Annotated in this window: 10 protein-coding genes; 1 reads left to right on the top strand and 9 read right to left on the bottom strand. The window is 69.3% G+C overall.

Going from position 1 to position 13,169, the window contains the following annotated elements; all coding sequences use genetic code 11:
- The first annotated feature begins 106 nt into the window (after positions 1-106).
- Positions 107-823, top strand: a complete 717-nt coding sequence (locus tag CURTO8I2_RS10515) for a superoxide dismutase (protein WP_159681013.1) — start codon at positions 107-109, stop codon at positions 821-823.
- 166 nt (positions 824-989) lie between these two features.
- Here the strand turns inward: CURTO8I2_RS10515 and CURTO8I2_RS10520 are convergent, their stop codons facing one another.
- From CURTO8I2_RS10520 to CURTO8I2_RS10560, 9 genes are all read right to left on the bottom strand, one after another.
- A complete protein-coding gene (locus CURTO8I2_RS10520) occupies positions 990-1,169 on the bottom strand; it encodes an oxidoreductase-like domain-containing protein (protein WP_201295549.1) in 180 nt (59 codons plus the stop codon).
- Positions 1,166-2,026 (bottom strand): phosphatase PAP2 family protein, encoded by an 861-nt coding sequence (locus CURTO8I2_RS10525; RefSeq protein ID WP_159681016.1) that lies wholly within the window; start codon positions 2,024-2,026, stop codon positions 1,166-1,168. The genes CURTO8I2_RS10520 and CURTO8I2_RS10525 overlap by 4 nt, the downstream gene beginning before the upstream one ends.
- 1 nt (position 2,027) lies before the next feature.
- The gene (locus tag CURTO8I2_RS10530; RefSeq protein WP_159681018.1) at positions 2,028-3,008 is read right to left on the bottom strand and encodes a transaldolase; all 981 of its coding nucleotides are present in this window, start codon (positions 3,006-3,008) and stop codon (positions 2,028-2,030) included.
- 31 nt (positions 3,009-3,039) lie between these two features.
- Entirely contained in the window at positions 3,040-4,230 is a 1,191-nt protein-coding gene (locus CURTO8I2_RS10535) for a CoA transferase (RefSeq protein ID WP_159681019.1), read from the bottom strand.
- 126 nt (positions 4,231-4,356) lie between these two features.
- Positions 4,357-6,264 carry a beta-L-arabinofuranosidase domain-containing protein gene (locus CURTO8I2_RS10540; protein WP_236551076.1) on the bottom strand — a complete coding sequence of 636 codons (1,908 nt, stop codon included), beginning with the start codon at positions 6,262-6,264 and terminating at the stop codon, positions 4,357-4,359.
- Entirely contained in the window at positions 6,261-8,483 is a 2,223-nt protein-coding gene (locus tag CURTO8I2_RS10545; RefSeq protein WP_159681021.1) for an SUMF1/EgtB/PvdO family nonheme iron enzyme, read from the bottom strand. The genes CURTO8I2_RS10540 and CURTO8I2_RS10545 overlap by 4 nt, the downstream gene beginning before the upstream one ends.
- 25 nt (positions 8,484-8,508) lie before the next feature.
- Positions 8,509-9,453, bottom strand: a complete 945-nt coding sequence (locus tag CURTO8I2_RS10550; protein WP_159681022.1) for a ribokinase — start codon at positions 9,451-9,453, stop codon at positions 8,509-8,511.
- Positions 9,450-10,670, bottom strand: a complete 1,221-nt coding sequence (locus CURTO8I2_RS10555; protein WP_159681024.1) for a serine hydrolase domain-containing protein — start codon at positions 10,668-10,670, stop codon at positions 9,450-9,452. Before CURTO8I2_RS10555 ends, CURTO8I2_RS10550 begins: the two co-directional genes overlap by 4 nt.
- Before the next feature lie 147 nt (positions 10,671-10,817).
- Positions 10,818-13,043, bottom strand: coding sequence for a TonB-dependent receptor (locus tag CURTO8I2_RS10560; protein ID WP_159681025.1), 2,226 nt, complete (start codon positions 13,041-13,043; stop codon positions 10,818-10,820).
- Positions 13,044-13,169 lie beyond the last annotated feature (126 nt).

The following is a 13,169-nucleotide window of genomic DNA, read 5'->3' on the forward strand; positions in this document are numbered from 1 at the left end:
GAACGCTGCGGCCCCGGTCGCATTCCGCCTGCATCCGCTCGAGCCGGGCTCGACGTATGCCCACGACACCTGCCGCATCCCCGCGGCATCTGCTGGAGGTTCGAACATGCTCCGTGCTTCGCTGCTGTCCCTCGCCTGTGCCGCCCTCGTCGCCGTCGCGCCTTCGGGAGCACGCGCCGCCGAACCCGCCGCCACGCCGTTCACCCTGCCCGCCCTGCCGTATGCGGTCGATGCGCTGGCGCCGGTGATCGACGCGCGCACGATGGAGATCCATCACGGTCGCCACCACAAGGCCTACGTCGACAATCTCAATGCGAAGGTCGCCGAGTTTCCCGCGCTGGCGGATGCGTCGATCGAAGACGTCATGGCGAACATCTCCGACTACGACACCGCTGTGCGCAACAACGGCGGCGGCCATTACAACCACAGCCTGTTCTGGAGCGTCATGGCCGCGCCGGGCCAGGGCGGGGCACCGTCGGCCGCACTGGCCGCGCGCATCACCCAGGACTTCGGCTCCGACGCCGACTTCCGCAAGGCCTTCGCCGACGCGGCGGCCAAGCAGTTCGGCTCGGGTTGGGCGTGGCTGATCGCCAGGCCTGATGGCAGCCTCGCGGTCACCTCGACGCCGAACCAGGACAACCCGCTGATGGACGTCGTCGAGACCCGCGGCACGCCGCTGCTCGGCATCGACGTCTGGGAGCACGCCTACTACCTGCAGTACCAGAACAAGCGCGCCGACTACGCCAAGGCCTGGTGGGATGTCGTCGACTGGAAGGCGGTGAACACGCGCTACGAAGCGGCGATGCAGGCCAAGGCCGACTGACCGCGCGCGGTCCACTGGCGGATCGCGCAACAGGCGCACGGTGCGGGCTTCGCACCGTGCGTTTTTCGTTGGGGAATTGTGGCGTCGGCGACGTGTGCCGGTCCGCTGCAAAGCAGGCCGACGATCCCCTGCCCGCCCCGCGCATGCCGCAGGTCAGGCGCGTGGCTCAGTCGGCATCCGGATGCCGCGCGCGCCAGGCCGCCAGCTGTTCGCGGTAGTACTGCAGCGCCTCGGCGTAGCTGTCGTGCACACAGACCGCACAGCCGCTGTCGCAGCAGTCGCTGGGCAGCGGCGCCTCGGGCGGCTGCGGACGCGGATCGGGGTCGGCCACGCGCGACACGTTCAGTCGCGGTCGTCCGCGGCCGGCAACGGCGACTGGCGCAGACCGATCGCCTCCGCATCGCAGTGCGTGGGCGTGGCGCCGGCGGCGCGCTGCGCGGCGATCTCGTCGCGTGCGGCCGCAAGATCGGCGCGGAACGCCGCCGACGTCTGCAGGCGTGCGTAGGTCGCCGCGCCGACGCGCTCGCCTTCGCCGATGTCGCTGTACCAGTGCAGGTTGCAGACCAGCCGGCTCTCGCCGAAGTCACGACCGCGCTGGAGCAGCGCATCGCTGCGCTCGGGCGCCAGTTCGACCAGGGCCAGCGTCCAGGCCCAGCCGATCGCCGCATGGCCGGACGGATACGAGGCGCTGGTCATCAGTCGCGGGACGTCCTCGGGCGTACACACCGGCGCGGCATTGCGCACGAACGGACGCCCGCGCTGCCAGTGGTCCTTGGCCGCGCGACCGGCATTCGACGCATCCGCCAGGCTGCGGCGCAGCAGGCGGACGAGATGCGGCGTGGACGCGGCGCTGATCTCGACGCCGAGCGCGCAGGCGAACAGCGGCTCGGCGGCGGGGAACGTCAGATCCGCATCCACCGCGGCCTGGCGCCAGCGCGCGGTGTCGTGCAGGGCGAGGCTGCGTGCGGCGATCGCATCGTCGTGTGCCTGGGCGGCCGAGCCCGGCGCGGGCGGCGCCGGCAGCAGCGCGCGGCTGTCGAACGCGGGCGCGTCGAGATAGCCGATCGTCACGCCGGGGCGGCTCTCCGGCACGGGCGCTGCCGGCGTGGACGCGTCGCGCGCCGGCAGCGTGCAGCCGGCCAATATCGACGCCAGTGCGATGCACGCGGTGACGCGCGCGCCGCCGGCCCCACGCGGTCGCATGTCAGCCGGCCTGCAGGCGCTGGGCGATGGTCGCCCGCAATGCGTCCAGATCCTGGGCGAACGCGGCGATGCCGCCCTGCAGCTTTTCGGTCGCCATCGGATCGGCGGCGAGATCGGCGGCGTAGCGTGCGGCGTCGACCGGTGGCGCGATGCCGCCGTCGCCATCACCGCTGCCGGCCGCGAGCTTGCGCGGCAGCGTGCCGTGCTCGGCGTCGAGTTTTTCCAGCAGGTCCGGCGCGATCGTCAGGCGGTCGCAGCCGGCCAGCGCTTCGATCTGCGCGGTCGAGCGGAACGAGGCGCCCATGACCACGGTCGGCGAGCCGCGGCGCTTGAACTCGGCATAGACGTCGCGCACGAAGCGCACGCCCGGATCGTCGTCGATGGTCGCCGGCGTGTCGCCGCGGGCGACGTGCCAGTCGAGGATGCGGCCGACGAACGGCGAGATCAGGAACACGCCGGCTTCGGCGCAGGCGATCGCCTGAGTGCGGTTGAAGATCAGCGTCAGGTTGCAGTCGATGTCCTCGCGCTGCAGTTCGCACGCCGCGCGGATGCCTTCCCAGGTCGCAGCGATCTTGATCAGCACGCGCTCGCGCGACACGCCCGCGTCCTGGTACATGTCGATGAACTGGCGCGCCTTGGCGATCGTGGCCTCGGTGTCGAACGACAGGTCGGCATCGACCTCGGTCGACACGCGGCCCGGCACCAGGCCGGCGAGCTTGCGGCCGACGCCGATCGTCAGGCGATCCACGACATGGCGCGCGCGGGCGTCGATGTCGCCGTCGAGATCCCGGGCGCGCTCGAGCTCGCGCTCGACGAGATCGGCATAGACCGGCAGATCCAGCGCCTTGCGCACCAGCGTCGGATTGGTGGTGCAGTCGACCGGCTTCAGGCGCGCGATGGCCTCGGCATCGCCGGTATCGGCGACGACCACGGAAAGCTCGCGCAGCTGCTGGAGTTTGGACGCGGATGTTGCAGCGGACATGGACACCTCTGGGTTCGGGACGCGCGCCGCACTAGGCGGGCCCGTCATTGTCGCGCCCGGCGTCGTCGAGAGCCACCCTGACCGCATTGGAATGCTCACCGAGCCCCGGCGCGGCGAACGGCGCCGGCCCCGGCGTGCGGCCGAAGCGGATCGGCCGCGAGATACCCCGGTAGCTCCCCAGCTGCGGGTGCGCGATGGTCGCGACGATCTCCTCGGCAAGCACCTGCGGGTGTTCGAACATGTCCTCGACCGCGCGCGCGGCCGCGCACGGCACCGCGTCACCGAACCGTGCTTCCCAGTCCAGCGCGTCGCGCGTGGCCAGCGCCGCATGCAGCTGCGGCAGGATCTCGTCGGCATGTTCGGCGCGCTTGCGCACGCTGTCGTAACGCGGATCGGCGGCCAGCGCATCGAGACCCGTCAGTGCGCACAGCGCCTGCCAGAACCTGGGCGTGTTCGCCGACACGTACAGCCAGCCGTCCCGCGTGGGATGCAGGCCGGTCACGCCACCCGAGCGCATGTCACGGCCGATGTCGAGCGCCTCGCCATCGGACCACACCATTCGGGCCGACTGCATCGTCAATGCGCTGCGCAGCAGCGACACGCCGACGAACTGGCCCTCGCCGCTGCGCTCGCGCTCGAACAGCGCGGACGACACGCCGGCGGCGAGCAATGCGGCGGCGTAGTAGTCGACCACCGAGCCGTAGATGATTTCCGGCGCGCCGCCCCGCTTGCCCTGCAGCGTGCACATGCCGGTCATGGTCTGCAGCACCTGGTCGTAGCCGGCCTTGTCCTTCAGCGGGCCGGTCTCGCCGTAACCGGTGACCGCGCAATAGATCAGCCGGGGATTCAGCGCCGACAGCGTGGGGAAATCGATGGCCAGGCGTTCCGGCACACCCGGCCGGAAGTTGTGCACCAGCACGTCGGCCTCGCGCACCAGACGATAGAGCACGGCGCGGTCGTCGTCGTCCTTCAGGTTCAGGGTGACGCCGCGCTTGCTGCGGTTCACACCGAGGAACGCGCGACTCTCGTCGGCCAGCGTGGACGGGTAGTTGCGCAGGTTGTCGCCGTCCGGCGGCTCGACCTTGATCACGTCGGCGCCCTGGTCGGCAAGCAGCGCGCAGCCGTAGGGTCCGGCGATGTACGCGCTCAGATCGAGCACGCGTACGCCGCTCAGTGGCCCCGGCGGCCCGCTGCGACCGTTGTCGAAAATGGAACCCGTCATGTCGTCCGACATCCTTTCGTGGCTGCGGCGGTGCCCGCGCGCAGTCTGCGCAAGCCCGGCACCGCAACCCATCCGTCCTGTCTATGTTCTCGCGCCACAGAAACTTGCTTGCGCACGGGCATCATCTCAAAGCGCTCCGCAATCTCCGCTGTCCACGCCGCCCTGCGGCGCCAGGCCCAGCCAGGTCAGCCGCCAGATGCGGTCGGCACGCGCGCCAAGCCCGTAGTACGGCGCGAAGTCGATCGGCGCACGATCGTCGAGATGCAGGCGCAGGCCGACGGCCGGTTCATCGCCCCGCAGCGGCAGCGCCTCCAACCGGATCTGCGCATCGTCGTCCGGCAGACGCACGATTTCCGAGGTCTTGTAGCCGTCGATCAGTCCAGTCGCATACGCCAGCGGGCCACGACCGAACGCGATCCAGGCGTAATGCAGCACCTGCTGGCGCACCGGGCTGCCGTCGGGGGCACGCGAGATCTGGACGTTGCGGTAGCTCCGGCGATGCACGCGCGGCGGCATCGGCAGATCGAGCGTCACCTCGTCGCCATCGCGCCAGATGCGCGCGAGGCTGACGTAATCGCCCGGCACGAGCGCTCCCTCGAACGGCGCACCGTTGATCATCAGCGTTGCGCCCTGAGCCCAGGCCGGAATCCGGATGCGCAGCGCGAAGTCCGCTTCGCGTTCCACATCCAGCGTGAATTGCACGGCGCCATCGAATGGATAACCCGTGTCCTGCACGATGCGCACGCGCCCGGCGTCGATGCGATCGAAAGTCGCCTCGCCCGGTCCGAGCAGGTTCACCACCGGGCCATCGTCGCGCTCGGCGTAGGCGATGCCCTGCAGTTCCTCGATCGCCATCGCGCCGCTGGATTTGCAGCAACGCCAGTAGTTCGTGTGGATGCGCTGACCGTTGGCGTAGGAGTAGTAGCACCAGTCCTCGCCGTTGGGCGCCTGCGCGCCGAGCAGATCGTTGTAAGCGGTGCATTCGATCGCCTCGGCGTGGCGCGCGTCGCCGGTGATCGCCAACAGTTCGCGATTGAGCTGCAGCCACGCCAGGATCGAGCAGGTCTCCACGTACGCCTGCGGGTCGAACACGAAGGCCGGATTGAACACTTCGCGCGAGCGGTGCCCGATGCCGCCGAACGGCCCGCCGCCGAGACTCAGGTGATGGTCGGCGATCGCCTGCCACTGCGCGTCGAGCACCGCACGATGACGCGGATCGCCGCTGACGCGCGCGAGCTTGGCCAGGCCGACCAGATTCCAGCACAGCTGGTAGGCCTTGCCGGTCGCGATCTCCGACGGATCGGCGCCGTCGAGCGCGCGTTCGATCAGCGCCAGACGCGGATTGGCGTCCATCTGCTCGACGATGCGGTGCGCCAGCGCCAGCAGGTCCACATCGCCGGTCAGCGCATGCAGATCCATGACCGGATCGAGCAGCACCGTCGCCGACATGCCGTGGTGGTTGCCGACACTGGTGATGTCGATGCCGTCGACGCAGAACGTACGCCAGCACAGCGCGCCGATCCGCCGCGCGGCATCGAGCGCGCCCGAATCCGGAAACGCGCGGTGCACGTCGAGCAGGCCGAGCAGCAGATAGGCGTGCGTCCACACGTCCCAGGTCCGCAATGCCGGCTCGCCGTTCCAGCTTTCGGGCTTCGGCGGCTGCGGCACCATGAAACGCCGTTGCGGTGCATAGGTCCCGAGATAGCCGTCGGTGTCCTGCACCGCGTGGAGATACGACACCACTGCGCGCAGATGGGCTTCCAGTGCCGGATCGCCGCTGCGTGCCGCCGCCTTCGCCGCCGCCGAGAGCCACTTGCCGGCGTGTTCGCCGTACCAGTCGCCTTCGTCGTTGTGCGCGCGATGCGCGGGATCGAAGATCGCGATCGCCGGACTGTCCGGCCCGGTGACGAAGGTCGACAGCCGGCCGCGACGGTTGGCCTCGAGCGCATCGCCGAGCAGACCTCGCAAACGCACCTGCGCGGGCGCCGGCGCGCGTTGTACGTCGCGTGCGGTCGTCGGCATCGGATCGCTCATCGCGCGTCCCCTCCGGCATCCACCACGCAGCGGAAACCGATCGTGCCCGAACGGTCCTTGCACGGCGCCATCAGCAGGTATTTGCCGTGCTGGTCGAGGCGATAGGCCTGCGGGAAATACCAGTGCGAGGTCTGCGGCTGGTAGCTGCTGCCGCCGCGCAGGATCGCCGCGCGCGTGTGGTCGTCGGCGAACGCGTCGGTCCACTGCCAGACGTTGCCGACCAGATCTTCGACGCCGAACGGCGATGCACCCTGCGGATGCGCGTCGACATCGGCTGGCGGCTGCAGGCGGCGTCCGCGGTTGACCCGCGGCGCACAGCTGTCGTGCCAGTCGTCGCCCCAGGGATAGCGGCGGCCGTCGTGGCCCTGCGCGGCGTATTGCCACTCCCATTCGCGCGGCAGGCGCTTGCCGGCCCACGCGGCGTAGGCACGGGCATCTTCGAGTGACACCCAGGTCACCGGCTTGCGGTCCCAGCCGGCGCGCGGCGCGCCGTCGACCCAGTGCCGCAGGAAGTTGTGTGCATCACGCGGCGCGTAACCGCTCGCATCGATGAACCGCTTGAACTGCGCGTTGGTGACCGGATGCCGATCGATGTGGAACGCCGCCAGATCCATGCGCCGCCGGTGGTGGCGACGCGGGCTGTCTTCCCACGGGTACTGCACGTCGACGCCGGACCAGTTGAAGCCTTCGATCTCGATACCGCCGACCTGGAACAGGAAGCTGCCGGCCTGCACGGTGACCATGCCTTCCGGCGCGTCGGCCTGCGGCGTGGTTGGCGCCACATCGTCCAGCGTCTGCGGCAGCGCACGCCACGCTGCCGAATGCGCACCGAGGGGCTTCGCGGCCTGCGCGGCCACCGTTGCCAGGAAATCGTCGAAGCCCTCGACGTGCGTGCCTGCGTCGACCGCGAGCACCGCGCCGAACCCGCGCGCTTCCAGCGACAGCTCGAACAGCGCCTGGCCATCGACGATGCGCGGCGACAGCGCGCAGCCATTCCAGGCGTCGTAATAGCGCGTGCCCTCGACGTGCGGCTGCGCAAGCTGCTCGCCATCGACCGCATACGCATTGCGGTTGACCAGCGTCCACAGCGTGCGGCCGGCACCGGGGAAGCGGCTGATGAAAACGCCGCGCTGCAGGCTTGTCTGGTACGGCGCCCAGTCCATCGATACGACGAGATCGGGGAGCTGGCGATAGATCGTCGCGATGCGGCGCAGCACTTCGGCATCGCGCGGCGTGAACTGGTTCCAGATCCCCCAGATGTTTTCCCAGGCGTTGTAGCCGATACCGTTGAAGAAGCAGTACTGCAGGTCGTGCGTGCGGTCGCGGCCCCAGCGGTTCTCGTAGTTCACCATGTGCCGCGGTTCGAGCCACTTCCACTTCGACACCGGCGGCACCGGCCCGTCGGGCGCCTTCTTGCCCCAGCTCTGCACGTTCCAGATCAGCTGTTCTTCCGAACTGATCGTCGACTCGGGCTGCAGCACCACGGTGCGGCCCAGACGCTGGCAGGCATCGAAGAACGCGCGTGGCACGCCGTTGAAGGTGTCGCCGTTGATGCCGTCCGCGCCGACCGCGGCGACGATCTCCGCGAGGCCTTCCCAGTGGCTGACGCCCGGATCGCGCGTGCCGTGGTCCCACGGCTTGGCCGGCAGGAACACGCGCACGCCGCGCGCCTGGAAGGCCTGCACGGCCGCGCGCAGGCCGTCGAGACCGCCGGGCATGTCGTGGGCGAGATCGAACTGGTTGCGGTCGTCGACGCCGATGTTCGGATACACGTACCAGATCAGCACCGAATCGACCCCGCCGAAGCGCGCGACCAGATCGTCGAGATAGCGGTCGACGGTGTAGCTGCCGGTGTCGGGATCGAAGAAATAGCGGTCCTCGACCATCATCTGCGCGTGCACGAAGTTGCGCTGCGCCCACTGCAGGTCCGGGTGCCGGTAGTTCGTATCGTCGTAGCCGATGCGCACGAGATGCTCGCGGCGCCAGTCGCGCAGTTCGGCCAGCCAGTCCTGCGCGCTGTCGTTGGCATCGATCATCCAGTCGCCGATGTCGGCGAACGGCCAGCCGGGCGCCTTGCCCGGCGTCGGCAGATACCGCCCGGTCGTGACGTGGGAGAACTTGTATTCGGTGCGGCGCGGCGCCGGGCCGTAGTCGGCGTCGACGGACGCGCCGTCGCCGGGCTGGTCCTCATCGAGCGTGCGGTAGGGGGACGGACTCATGGGGGGACTCTCGAAGAAGAACGGATCAGGCGGCCGACGAGGCACACCGCGCAGCGAGTGCATCGAGGCCTGCGCGGTCGGTATCGCCACGCAGCAGCGCGTCGACGTCGGCGCGCGCAGGCACGCTCGACTGTGCACCGAGCGCGGTGCACGCGAGCGCCGAAGCCGCCGCGGCAGCGCGTAGCCCGGCCACCAGCGTCTCGCCGCGGGCGAGCGCGGCCACCAGCACGCCGCAGAAAGTATCGCCCGCGGCGGTGGTGTCCAACGCCACGACCGGGAATGCGGGCTGCAGATGCAGCGCCGTGCCCTCGCGGGCGATGCAGCCCGCCGCACCGAGGGTGACGACGACGGTTGGCACCGGCACGCGTTTCAGGGCATTGATCAGATCGTCGGCTTTGCGGATGAGCGTCGCCAGCTCGCCCTCGTTGACGATCAGCACGTCGACCTGGCGCAGCAACGCATCGGGCAGTACGCGCGCCGGCGCGGCATTGAGCACGACGCGCACGCCGGTCTCGCGCGCACGCGTGGCCCAGGCGGTGACCGCGTCGATCGGGGTTTCCAGCTGCAGCAGCAGGGTATCGATACCGGCGAGATCGGGCAGGTCGTCCACGACCAGGCCGGCGTTGGCGCCCGGCGCGACGGTGATGGCGTTCTCCGCGCCATCGGCCAGGCAGATGAAGGCGACACCCGTCGCATGCGTGGGCTGCCGGCGGATGTCGAGCGCCACGCCCGCCTCGCGCAGCGAGGCTTCGACCGGTACGGCGTATGCGTCATCGCCAAGGGCGAGCAGCATCCGGGTGTCTGCGCCGCCCGCGCGCGCGGCGGCAACGGCCTGGTTGGCACCCTTGCCGCCCGGGAACGTCTGGAACTCGCGGCCCAGCACGGTTTCGCCGGGCGCGGGGATGTGCGCCGCGCGCACGACGAAATCCAGATTCGCCGAACCGGCGACGAGCACGCGACCGGCCCTCATGGCGCAGCGCCTTGCTGGACGAGGTTGTAGAACGGCGTCGCCAGCCGCGATGGATCGCCGGCCACGTCGCGCGGCAGATGCTGGGCGAGCAGGATCGCGACGAGGCCGCGCGCCGGATCGATCGTGAAATACGTCGACGCCGCGCCCGACCAGCCCACCTGCCCCGGCGCGCCGAGACGTCCGCGTGCGGCGGGATCGAGCTGCACCGACACTCCCAGACCGAAGCCCTCGAACGGACTGAAACTCGTATGCGGCGCGTCCAGAAAATCGAGCTGGTTGCGCAGCATCATCGCAACGGTGTCCTCGCGCAGGTACCGCGCGCCGTCGAGCGTGCCGCGCCCGAGCAACATGCGCGCGAACCGCAGATAGTCCGCCGCGGTCGAGTACAGCCCACCCGCGCCGCTCGCGTAGGGATTGAGCGCCGTGCCCGGCGTCGTCGCGCTGGGACCGTCGGCGATGCGCAGGCGGCCGTCGTCGCCGGTCGTGGTGATGTCGACCACGCGTCCCCGCTGCGCCGGCGGCACCGAGAACCCGGTATCGACCATGCCCAGCGGCTCGAACAGGCGCGCGCGCAGGAACGCGTACAGCGATTCGCCGGATGCCACCTCGACGAGCCGCGAGAGCACGTTGGTCGCCGCGCCGTCGTAGGCGAACACCGTGCCGGGATCGTGCTGCAGCGGCACCGTGGCGAGGCGTCGCACGTAGACGTCCAGATCGGACGCCGCGTCGAGACCCGCGGCCTCGCGCAGTTGCAGGGCCGCGCCCGCGCCGTTGGCGATGCCGGAGGTGTGGGTGAGCAGATGGCGGACCGTCAGCGCACGCGCCGGTGCGCGCAGCCGCCCGTCCTCGTCGAGGACACGCAACTGCGCGAACGCCGGCAGGTGCGTCGCGATGTCGTCGTCGAGTCCGATGCGACCGCGCTCGACCAGCATGAGCACCGCGACTGACACGATCGGTTTCGTCATCGAGTAGACGCGGAAGATCGCGTCGTCGGTCATCGGCGCGGTGCCGGCGAGGTCGCGCGTGCCGGCGACGTGCATGTGCGGCGCCTGACCGTCCTGCCAGACCGACGCCACGGCGCCGGTGTAGCCGCCGGGACCCACCGCGCCGTCGACGAACGCGTCGAGTGCCTGCCAGCGCGCTGCCGGTACAGCCGTTGCTGTGGATTCGATGGCGTGCGCAGGGATCGCCGGCGCCAGCCAGGCGCAGGCGAACAACGCGACAAGTGGCAGAGACGCGCGCAGCCGTCGCCCGTCACCGTTCGCGCGACGCGGTCGCGTCCTGTCTGCTGCCTGCACCTGCATCTCCCGCACCCCGCACGCAGGCCCCGCACCATGCGGGGCCATCTCATCCGATCGCATCGATCAGAACGTGATCGTGTGCGTCAACGACACCATCCGCCCGCGGCCGGCCCAGTAATTCTGGAAACCGGGCACCTGCGACCAGCTGAGGATGTACTGCTTGTCGAGCAGGTTCTCGATGCCGACCGTCAGCTTGCCGTAGCGGCCGGTGTCATAGTTCACGCCCAGATCGAACAGCGTGTAGCCCTCGGTATTCTCGACGTAGCTGAAGCTGCGGTCGTCGAATTCGCGCACGTCGCTGCCCGAGAGGTCACGATCGAGGAGCGTCGTCGCACCGAGCGTGACGTTGGCGGTCGGCATGAAATTCCAGGTGACCGACACGGCGATCTTGTCCGGATTGACGTCGAGCACGCCCAGCGGCTTGTTCAGTTCGCCGGCCTCGTAGTCGCCGTTCGGCGCCGACGACCAGAACGCGGTCTTGCCGCGGATCCGCGAGTAGATGCCCGACACCTTCCACTGCTCGTTGAAACGGAACTCGCCGTTGGCCTCGAAGCCCTTGATGCGTACCGGCGCGCGCGCCAGCACGAAGTCGTTGGTCACCGGGTCGATCGACAGCGAGGTACCGAACGGGGAGCGCGAGTCGTAGTACGACGCGCCGAAGGACGCATCGGCGCCGGCCCAGTTGAAGCCCACTTCACGGTTGGTGACGATGATCGGGTCGAGATCGGCGATGCGATCGACCGACTGGTTCGGCACGCTGATGTTGCGCAGTGGAATGCCGATGTTCGCGAGGCCGAAACCTTCGCCGTAGCTGACGAAGGTGGAGAACCCGTCGGTGATGCGCCAGATCGCGCCGATGTTCTTCATCGTCTCCGAGTATTCGAGGCCGCCGCCCTGCACGAACACGCTGTTGCGGAACGGCGTAGTGGTGTAGCTGTCGACGTCGAGCTTGCCGTCCTCGTGACGCACACCGCCGCTGACGGTGACCGGTCCCACATCCCAGCTCAACTGCGCGTACGGTGCGACGCTCGAGTACTGCATCGGCGGCACCCACAGGCGGTTGGTGATCGCGAGCCGCTGCGCGGCTTCGTCCTCCACCAGGTCGATACCCGTGCGCAACTGCAGCCCTTCGACCGCGAACAGGTCACCACGCGTCCACGAGGTACGCAGGCCGCGCTTCTTGGACACGATCTCGGACTGGTCGAAGATACGGTCGGCCTCGTCGAAGTCGTCGTCCACCTTGACCAGCTGGCGGTCGTCGCCGTCCTCGGGCAGGTAGCGCATCGCCTGGTCCGCCCAGTAGATGTCGGCGGTGAAGGTGCCTCCGAACAGGTCGCCGTGGCTGTAGTTCAATGCGGCCTGGCGGAAATCGTTGATCTCGGCCAATGCGCCGGCGATCGAACCACGCTCGGACGTGTTCGTGCTCGGCACCGGACATTCGACCGGATCGAAACGGCAGCCTTCCACCTGGATGTAGTTCGCCTTGCCTTCGATCTTGAAGTCGCTGTAACTGAACTGCAGGCGTTGCTCCAGACTCTCGCCGAAGTTCATGCCGCCCTTGAAGTACAGATTCCGCGCTTCGGAGTCGGACACCGAACCGCTGGTGTTCATGCCGACCCGTCGCCCGTTGCCGTCGTAGGAGATGCCGCGGTCGATGTAGGACGCGCTGGCCAGCATGTCGAAGGTGTCGCCCTTGTAGGCATGGTTCACGCCGACCTTCCAGCCGCTGCTGTCGGTGCCGAATTGCGTCGAGTAGCGCGTGGTCAGCTGGGTTTCGTGGCCTTCGACCGTCGGCACCTTGGAGATGTAGTTGATGATGCCGCCGGCGGCACCGATGCCCTCCGATGCCGACGGTCCGTTGATCACCTCGATGCGGCCGACCAGACCCATGTCGGTGAACGTGCCGTTGCGCCCACCCTCGCGCAGCGGCGAGCCCTGCGGGATGCCGTCGAACAGGCGGAGCGCGATGCGACCACGCAAGGTCTCACCGGTGTTGCTCATCGCCTGCGAGGACTCCGCATAGCCGGGCACGGTACGCGCCAGCACGGCGGTCGCGTCCTCGGTCAACGCCAGCGTGTGCGCGACCTGCTCCTGCGACACGAGACTGATGGCGCCGGGAATCTTGTCGATCGACGTCGCCACGCGCGTGCCGGTGACGACCATGCGGTCGAGGGTCTTGGCATCGCGGCGCGCGGCGGCGTCGGTCTCGCTGTCGGCCTGCTGCGCGTGTCCGGCGCCGGCGGCGGCCAGCAGGATGCAACCGATCGCGGCGGAAAGCGGCTTGATCATGGTGTGTTCTCTTCGGGCGGTGCGATGCGTGGGCCCCCGGTGACGGGGTGCGGACGGCCGGCAGGCGTGGCGATGTGATCGCGCTGGTGAGCGGCAGGACGGGTTCGCATGGAACGGCGCCTCCCC

Source organism: Luteimonas sp. 9C (assembly GCF_902506295.1).
Taxonomy (GTDB): domain Bacteria; phylum Pseudomonadota; class Gammaproteobacteria; order Xanthomonadales; family Xanthomonadaceae; genus Luteimonas.

What these genes read in the sequence shown, in the direction of transcription:
- CURTO8I2_RS10540 (WP_236551076.1), bottom strand. Translation starts at nt 6,264, where the DNA reads ATGAGCGATCCGATGCCGACGACCGCACGCGACGTACAACGCGCGCCG.
- CURTO8I2_RS10535 (WP_159681019.1), bottom strand. Translation starts at nt 4,230, where the DNA reads ATGACGGGTTCCATTTTCGACAACGGTCGCAGCGGGCCGCCGGGGCCA.
- CURTO8I2_RS10515 (WP_159681013.1), top strand. Translation starts at nt 107, where the DNA reads ATGCTCCGTGCTTCGCTGCTGTCCCTCGCCTGTGCCGCCCTCGTCGCC.
- CURTO8I2_RS10530 (WP_159681018.1), bottom strand. Translation starts at nt 3,008, where the DNA reads ATGTCCGCTGCAACATCCGCGTCCAAACTCCAGCAGCTGCGCGAGCTT.
- CURTO8I2_RS10560 (WP_159681025.1), bottom strand. Translation starts at nt 13,043, where the DNA reads ATGATCAAGCCGCTTTCCGCCGCGATCGGTTGCATCCTGCTGGCCGCC.
- CURTO8I2_RS10525 (WP_159681016.1), bottom strand. Translation starts at nt 2,026, where the DNA reads ATGCGACCGCGTGGGGCCGGCGGCGCGCGCGTCACCGCGTGCATCGCA.
- CURTO8I2_RS10550 (WP_159681022.1), bottom strand. Translation starts at nt 9,453, where the DNA reads ATGAGGGCCGGTCGCGTGCTCGTCGCCGGTTCGGCGAATCTGGATTTC.
- CURTO8I2_RS10545 (WP_159681021.1), bottom strand. Translation starts at nt 8,483, where the DNA reads ATGAGTCCGTCCCCCTACCGCACGCTCGATGAGGACCAGCCCGGCGAC.